This is a genomic window from Blautia sp. ZXY-1-B12 (assembly GCF_056339915.1).
This window is the reverse complement of the sequence record NZ_JBWJVP010000195.1, coordinates 19,693-27,778: the sequence shown is the minus strand read 5'-3', so window position 1 is coordinate 27,778 and position 8,086 is coordinate 19,693. Positions and strand designations below refer to the sequence as shown.

Annotated in this window: 4 protein-coding genes and 1 pseudogene; 1 reads left to right on the top strand and 4 read right to left on the bottom strand. The window is 41.7% G+C overall.

Annotation, left to right across the window (positions count from 1 at the left end; translation table 11 throughout):
- Positions 1–169, top strand: a pseudogene (locus AC075L_RS11700) (nicotinate phosphoribosyltransferase); the annotation flags it as partial.
- A gap of 92 nt (positions 170–261) precedes the next feature.
- Here the strand turns inward: AC075L_RS11700 and AC075L_RS11695 are convergent.
- The 4 genes from AC075L_RS11695 to AC075L_RS11680 all read right to left on the bottom strand — a co-directional run bounded on the left by AC075L_RS11695 (position 262) and on the right by AC075L_RS11680 (position 7,906).
- The gene (locus AC075L_RS11695; protein ID WP_025578990.1) at positions 262–1,464 is read right to left on the bottom strand and encodes a metallophosphoesterase; all 1,203 of its coding nucleotides are present in this window, start codon (positions 1,462–1,464) and stop codon (positions 262–264) included.
- 137 nt (positions 1,465–1,601) lie between these two features.
- Positions 1,602–2,150, bottom strand: coding sequence for a stage V sporulation protein T (spoVT, locus tag AC075L_RS11690; RefSeq protein WP_025578988.1), 549 nt, complete (start codon positions 2,148–2,150; stop codon positions 1,602–1,604).
- 156 nt (positions 2,151–2,306) lie between these two features.
- Positions 2,307–5,741, bottom strand: coding sequence for a DEAD/DEAH box helicase (locus AC075L_RS11685; protein WP_025578986.1), 3,435 nt, complete (start codon positions 5,739–5,741; stop codon positions 2,307–2,309).
- Between the two features lie 140 nt (positions 5,742–5,881).
- On the bottom strand, positions 5,882–7,906 hold the full coding sequence (locus tag AC075L_RS11680; protein ID WP_025578984.1) for a beta-galactosidase: 2,025 nt from the start codon (positions 7,904–7,906) through the stop codon (positions 5,882–5,884).
- Between the last annotated feature and the right edge of the window lie 180 nt (positions 7,907–8,086).

The following is an 8,086-nucleotide window of genomic DNA, read 5'->3' as shown; positions in this document are numbered from 1 at the left end:
TCCATCTGTTATGGAACTTCGCGAATACTGCCAGAAAGAGCAGAATACTCTCTGGGATGAATCCAGACGTTTCGTAAATCCTCAGAAAGTATATGTAGACCTTTCTCAGAAACTCTGGGATCTGAAAAAAGATCTTCTGGAAGAAATGAGTGAGAAAGCTCTCGACTGAGCATAAACTCAGATTAAGAGTAACAAAACAGACAAGTCCCCGGCTCCAACCGCAAAAATCAACAGGCAGTTGAAGCCGGGGACTTACTTGATTCAGTTAAAACATATGCTGACATCACAAATTTCGCTTTTAGTCCCAACTCTCATATTCGGTCCAAAAAGCCCTACACCGGATGTAACGATATTATGCATATTTCCTTTTTTCAGATAACCACAGGGATTTTCCCAGAAGAATCTGATCACAATATTTCCCGGAAATACCTGTCCGTCATGGGTATGTCCGCAGAGATCTACGTCCACACCTGTATCCGCCAGTTCCTGAAGTTCTCTCGGCTCATGATCGATAACCAACACTGGCAGTGACACATCCATACCCTCTGTGATTTCCTGCGGAGTCTTTCGTTTATCAATCCCCCGTCCCGGACGCTCATAATCCGGTCTTCCATACAGATAAAAAGAATCATCAATGAGCACATACTCATCTCTCAGAAGCGTAATCCCCGCTTTCTCCAGAAACTCATCCATCTCCGGGGTACTCTCTTTCTTTTCCTTACTGCCAAAGGTGAAGCCTGCCAGGATCTTTTCCTGAATATCATGATTTCCGTAACATGCATACACACCATACTTCGACCGAATTCCTCTCAATATCTCTGCCAGTTTTTCCGGATCATCCAGTGCCTCATATTCATTGTCAAAAATATCTCCTGCCACTACCACCAAATCCGGATTCTGCTCATTGATCTTCTCTGTCATCTGCTCCATCTGCTTGCATCCAATATTATATCCCAGATGAAGATCTGCGATCAGAACCACATTTAATTCCTTCATATTTCCTGCCTTTTTATCAACAGAAATATTGTACTTCGTTGTATGTATATTTCCGGCACTGAGCACTCCGTAAATACTGACTGTTGAAATGATCACCGCACAGACAGCTCCCACAACAGCAGTTCCCATATTACTGAAAAGCAATTCTCTCCCCGGAAAGGCAAAATTTCTAAGAGGATATTTCAGTAACAGTCTCAATCCATCCGCGATTCCCAGAGTCATAAGTGTATACATCAAAACACCGAGCCAGTAATTACTCAGAAGCTTCATAAATCTCCTGAATCCTGATGCAGGTGCCATAAATGCGATCAGTATACTAAACACTACAAATAAATATACAAGTCCAATCCCCCTGCACACCCACACATTCCGAAAAACCGTATGCAGTACCTGAAACCAGTGCAGGCTGCGAAGCAGGATATACACGCATACCAACAGATAAAACGGTGCCAGATATATTGCAGCCATATAATATGTCTCCTTTCCAACTCTCATTGCCATAACAATTTTATTACTATAACAATTCCAGAAAATCATAACTGCTTCTTATTATACAAAAAAGAATCCTCAGCCGCCACTATAAGCTGCTGAAGATTCTATTAATTTTACTGTTCCATCTGTCTTCCCAGAAATCCGCTTGCTGTTCTGATGAGCATCTTCTCTGATTCACCCATCACATCTCTTTCATTCTTTCCCAGTAAAAGAACCGAACCTACTGTATCTCCTGCACTGATAATAGGCTGCATGATCTGGGAATACAAAGGTTCTCTCTGTTCCTGAGTCACAGGTATCCTGCCTCTGTCATTTCCGTTGGCAAACACAGAGCTTCTCTCCGTAATTGCATCTTCCAGAGCTTTGCTGATAGGTTTTCCCATATATTCCCTGCTTCCCTGTCCCGCAGCAGCCACTACCTGATCGTGATCTGTGATACACGCTACCATCCCGCTTGACTGCGCCAGCGCCTCTGCATATTCCTTTGCAAAAACATTCAGTTCTCCGATAGGGGAATACTTTTTCAGAATAATCTCCCCCTCCCGGTCAGTAAAAATCTCCAGTGGTGTCCCCTCTTTTATCCGCAGCGTTTTTCTGATCTCCTTAGGAATGACCACACGCCCCAGATCATCTATGCGCCGAACAATTCCTGTCGCTTTCATGCACTTTTCTTCCTCCTGTTTTTCCTTTTATCGAAGTTTACTGTCTTTGTACCCTTCAGTTTCCATATCATGTGTTGTATGGTTATTATGTGGAAAAACAGGGAGAATATACATTTCTGTATTTACAAAAAATGCCATTTAACTGCAATCAAGCGGTTATTTCCCGGAAAGTAATTCCATCAGTTCCTCTTTTGTGAAGCTGCCTCCGTTAAGCCCTTCGCCCTCCAGGATCTGATCTGCCAGTTCACGTTTCTTTTCCTGCAGTTTCAAAATATTTTCTTCAATCGTATCCTTCACGATCAGCTTGTATACATTCACTACATTCTTCTGACCAATTCTGTGTGCTCTGTCCGTTGCCTGATTCTGCACTGCCAGATTCCACCATGGGTCAAAATGGATTACAATATCTGCTGCCGTCAGATTCAGACCGGTTCCTCCTGCCTTCAGAGAAATACAGAATACCTGTGTGTTATCTGTGTTAAAGTTCTCTACCATCTGTGCACGCTTCTCCTTACTTGTAGAACCAGTCAGCATATAGTAACTGATCTTCTCCTCTTCAAGGCGCTTCGCAAGATGGTCAAGCATTGTCGTAAACTGCGAAAACAACAGAATCTTATGTCCGCTCTCCACTGCATTACTGATCATATTCAGGCACATATCCACTTTTGCAGAATCAGCTTTATAATCTGCAAAAATAAGAGACGGATCACAACAGATCTGGCGCAATTTTGTCAGCTCTGCCAGAATTGTAATCTTTGAGGTCTTAAATTCTTCTTCGGACTGCTTATCCAGCATCAGCATCATCCGTTTCACATGTGCATCATAAAGCTTCTGCTGCTCTCCTGTTAGCTGTACAAACATATTCTCTTCCAGCTTATCCGGCAGATCTGTAAGCACTTCCTTCTTCAATCTTCGGAGTACAAACGGCCGGATCATTTTCTGCAGACGTTTCATTGCATCTTCATCTGAATTCTGAACTGCCGGAATTTCAACTTCTTCCCTGAACTTCTTATAACTGTAAAGGAAACCGGGCATCAGATAATCAAATATACTCCACAATTCACTCAGGCGGTTTTCCACCGGAGTTCCTGTAAGAGCCAGCCTGAAGTCTGCCTGAACCTCTTTTACTGCTTTCGCAGCCTGAGTGTTTGCATTCTTGATATACTGAGCTTCATCAATAATCTCACATCTGAACTTATATCCTTCATATTCGCTGATATCCCTTTTCAGCAAATCATAGGAAGTCAGAAGAATATCCTCAGAATCTGCTTCTGCCAGGATCTGTCTTCTCTCTGCTGCAGTCCCTGTCACCATCTTTGCTGTAAGCTCCGGTGCAAAACGTTGAATTTCACTGCTCCAGTTATATACCAATGATGCAGGAGCTATAATTAATGTATTTCTTTGCAGCTTTCCAGTTTGTCCATCTGCCTTCTTTCCATCAGCTTTCTGCGCCTCTGCTGCCTTGCACGCCTGTTCCACTGTCTCAATTTCACTCTGCATATTTAACATTGCAGTTTCTTTTACTGCTATATTTTCAACAACAGTATTCCTTCTTTCCAGAAATTCTGACAGTAGAAATGCAATCACCTGCAACGTTTTTCCAAGTCCCATATCATCTGCAAGTATTCCGCCGAATCCATTATAATTCAATGTCTTAATCCACAGAAATCCCCGTTTCTGATACTCCCGCAGAACTTTATCCAGGCTCTCCGGCACCTCAAAATCATTATCCTCAATGGTCTTCATATTTCTTACCAGCGACTTAAAAGATTTATCCTTTACTGCCGAAACAACCGGATTCTCTTTCAACTGTGCATCCAAATACAACGCACGGTACTTCTGTACTTCAATCTTATCCTGCTTCATCTGCTTATCCGTCAGCTGAAGCCCTGCCCTGAGTTCTTCCACTGTATCCAGACCCGAGTCTGCTGCATTTACAAAAGCTCCGTTTTTCAGACGATAGAACTTTTTCTTCTTATTATATCTGGAAAGAATGTCAATCAGTTCTTCCTTTGAAATATCTCCTGCTGTCATACTCAGCTCCAGCAGATTTCCACTCAGGGAAACACCTACTGTAACCTTTGGCGAATTCCGGACTTCAATCCGTCTCAGCGCATCAGAAATAAATACTTCTCCCACTGCCTGCAGTGCCTGAATTCCTTCTGTCAGAAATTCATATTCCATCTCTTCATCATCCGCAATTACCGCACACTGTTCAAATGGATTAAAAGCATTCGAATATTTATGAATCACATTTCTGACAACTGTTTCTCTATTCATATCCCTTGCTGCAATATCGTCCGTTGTATATAAAGAAAATTCCCTGTCTCCATACTTAACAGTCGCCTTACATGTAACCATATTTTCCTGCGGTGCATCCAGATAAAATCGAAACTCCGGTTTAACCATTCCATAATTTTCCGGATGAAATTCAACCATTCTGCATTTAAAAAACTTCTGGATCACCGGTAAAAGTTCCTGACAGAATGCCGGTACATCTTTATTTTCTATAAACGCTTTCTCACCGGGGATCAAAGACAAACTGTCCAGAAAATCCTTAACAGGTAAAAGCTCTTCTACATTCTCAATATAAATCTTTTTATCATAAAAGCAAATTTTATACTGTTCCGTATTTGCCGCACACGTAAATTTGCTTACCTTCAGTTCAATTCCCTGCTTTGCACCTGTTATGGTCATTTTTCTCGGAAGATGTTCTCTGGTTATTTCCCAGGTTGTGTTTCTGGTTCCTATGGATTCTCCCTGCAATGTCTTTCCTTCCATCAAAAGCAAAAATTCTGCCAGTTCATTTCCTGACAGCTCCAGATGCCTTACCTTTTCCAGAGTTCCCATATAGTATCCATAATAGGAAGAGGATCTGTGAAATTGCCTGTTGTTGTCTGCCCATTTACAGATAAATTTCGCAAGCGGTCTGGATTCCTCGGCAAAGGATTCTATTGTATGGACAAACTGAAGATTTTTCCCATATTTATAATCATCCTGATTTGCTATATGAACATCAAAGGAAAATGCATCCTTCAGTACGTACATTTTATTAATTCCTATTTTAAATTCTACTGTAAATGTTCTTCCGTCAAAATTAAAATATGGTTCCAGCCTTACTTTTCCATAAGTGCTTCCCTGAATCAGTGGAAGAGACTTCGCAACTGCCTGCTTCTGCAATAATGAAGCCAATTCCGGCGTGGTATGCATCTGCACTCCTTTTCTGATCGTATGGGTCAGACCACCTTTTACAATTTTTTCTACAGATTGTCCGTAATCATAACTATCCATATCATTTTCATAATCATTATATTGCAGAAGAACCGCTACACAATGTTTACAAAGTCCACCATATTCTGCATATGCCCGACATTCACAATAGCAGGTATCAACTTCATCATTCTCTGTATCGATTGATACATCTACTTCATAGATATTTCTTCCACTGCCTTTTACAGATGCAACAATTTCATCAGACGCACCCATATTTTTTACATCCATATCCAAAACTTTTCCTGTTGCATAAAGTTCTGCACCTTTACTGTATGATGAAGAATTTGCCATATATCTGATCTGAGTTTTTGAAATCATATTTCTATACCTTTCCTGATACAATTAAAAACTTTTTGTATCATTTTCCCGGTTAAACCTGAGTAAAAAAGAATCCCTTCACCAGGCAGTCTCAATCTCTGCTTAAAGTGAAGGGATTTCCTCATCCATCGTTATTTATTTTACACGATAACCTTCGCAACTACAAGACCATAAACTTTAAGTTTATCACTGCCATTGCCATAAATCCAGCTGATCTCGCCTTCCGGTACGGGAATGCTTACAGCTTCTGTTCCGAAATTCTGATAAATATAATATTTCTCATTTTCATTCTCTCTCACTGTGATCTCCAGTGCATCCGGGATTTCTTCTTTGATTCCGCAGGAAACGCCGCTGTCTTTGAGCACTTTTTCAAGGAAGTCTCCATAGAATTCTTTATCAGCATCTGCTGCCACATACCATGCCTTACCTTTGCCATATTCATTCACTGTCAGGCAGGAATAGCCTTCATAGAAATCACTTCCGTAGGTCATTAAAGTACGTGCTCCGCGAAGCTCCACAAGGTCGCACAGATATTTACATGTATAAGTCTTATCCAGTCCAAGTTCATTGCCAGCCACAGGAACAAAAGAATTTTCTTCCCAGTCATAAAGGCCGTCAATTTCTGTGCTTCTGATTCCCAGTACATCCATCAGTCCATGTGGTGTTCCTTCCAGATAACACCTGTCTGTATCATCTGCAATTCCGGACCAGTAACTTGTGATCAATGTACCGCCGTTTTCCACGAACGCACGAACCTTTTTGGCAAAACCTTCCTTGAACATATAAACCATTGGAAGAGCCAGTACTTTATATTTATCCAGTTCACAGGTCATATCGATCACATCCACATTCACGCCTTGCTTACGGAAACCTCTGTAGAATTTCAGCATTGCTTCCAGATAATGAAGCCCTTTATTTCTGGGTCCCTGGCTGTCCTCCATTGCCCACTGGCTGTCCCAGTCATAAAGCATGGCAACCGAGCTGTTCACAGTTGTTCCTGCCAGTTCTTTTAACTCTTTCAGAACTTCTCCAACCCTGGAAACTTCTTTAAACACTCTTGTATCATTTCCACCGTAATGATCGATCACTGCTCCGTGGAACTTCTCAGAAGCACCTCTGCTCTGGCGAATCTGGAAATAGAGAGCACCTTCTCCGCCATGTGCAATTGCCTGCATGGACTGTGCAAAAAGCATTCCCGGTTTCTTTAATTTGCTCACACTCTGCCAGTTTGTAGAAGTCGGGCAGGATTCCATCTGGAAGAACGGCTTTCCTTTCAGAGAACGCATCAGATCATGGCACATACCATTGTCATAAGCTGTATCGATCACTGCTTCTTTATGCCATGTCGGATAAGTATCCCAGGAAACCACATCAATCTCTTTTGCAATCTTAAAATAATCTAAACCGCCAAAATAATGCATCAGATTAGCAGTAGTCGGAAGTGTGCTTCCTCCCTCTCTCAATGCTGCAATCTCATGATGAATGAAATTCGCTGTCTGATGAGTAACAAATCGTTTCCAGTCCAGATTCAGTGCATGAAGCTGTGTCTCACCAATCTTAGACGGACTCTCGATCTGGTCAAAGCTGTTATAAGTATGACTCCAGAAAGTGGTGCACCACTTATCATTCAGATTTTCAATAGTCTGATATTTCTCTTTCAGCCAGTTACGAAATGCTTCCTGGCACAGCGGACAATGACATTCTCCGCCATACTCATTGGAAATATGCCACAGGATCACACCCGGATGTGTGGCAACCTCCTGTGCCAGCTTTTTGTTAATAATATGTACCTTCTCTCTGTAAACAGGAGAAGTATAACAATGATTATGTCTGAATCCAAATAAGGCTCTGTGGCGTGTTTCATCTACACGAAGTACCTCCGGATACTTGTCTGCCATCCATTTGGGTCTTGCACCTGACGGTGTAGCCAGAATTGTAGAAATTCCTCTTTTATAAAGCTTATCAATGATTTCCTGCAGCCATTCAAAATGAAATACACCTTCTTCCGGTTCCAGTGTAGACCAGGAAAAAATCCCAAGGCTTACTACATTACAGCCAGACTCCTCCAGCATATCAATATCTTTTGCCAGAATATCCGGCCTCTTTAACCACTGTTCCGGGTTGTAATCACCGCCATGGAGCAGTTTATCTGTTCTAAAGTCCATACTTGTTCTGCCACTCCAAATGTGTTTAAATATACCCAAACACATCGAGAAATTGAAGTCCTTACGAATACTTCTTACTGCTTCATTGTGTATGTTTTGACGATTGCAGGCAATACGCTACTCACAGGTTTTTGTACACTCCACAGTCGTTAATTCCCGAAATAGCCTTCGGTACATACT

Excerpts from the sequence above, each read along its gene's own strand:
- spoVT (WP_025578988.1), bottom strand. The coding sequence starts at position 2,150 with ATGAAAGCGACAGGAATTGTTCGGCGCATAGATGATCTGGGGCGTGTG.
- AC075L_RS11680 (WP_025578984.1), bottom strand. The coding sequence starts at position 7,906 with ATGGACTTTAGAACAGATAAACTGCTCCATGGCGGTGATTACAACCCG.
- AC075L_RS11685 (WP_025578986.1), bottom strand. The coding sequence starts at position 5,741 with ATGATTTCAAAAACTCAGATCAGATATATGGCAAATTCTTCATCATAC.
- AC075L_RS11695 (WP_025578990.1), bottom strand. The coding sequence starts at position 1,464 with ATGGCTGCAATATATCTGGCACCGTTTTATCTGTTGGTATGCGTGTAT.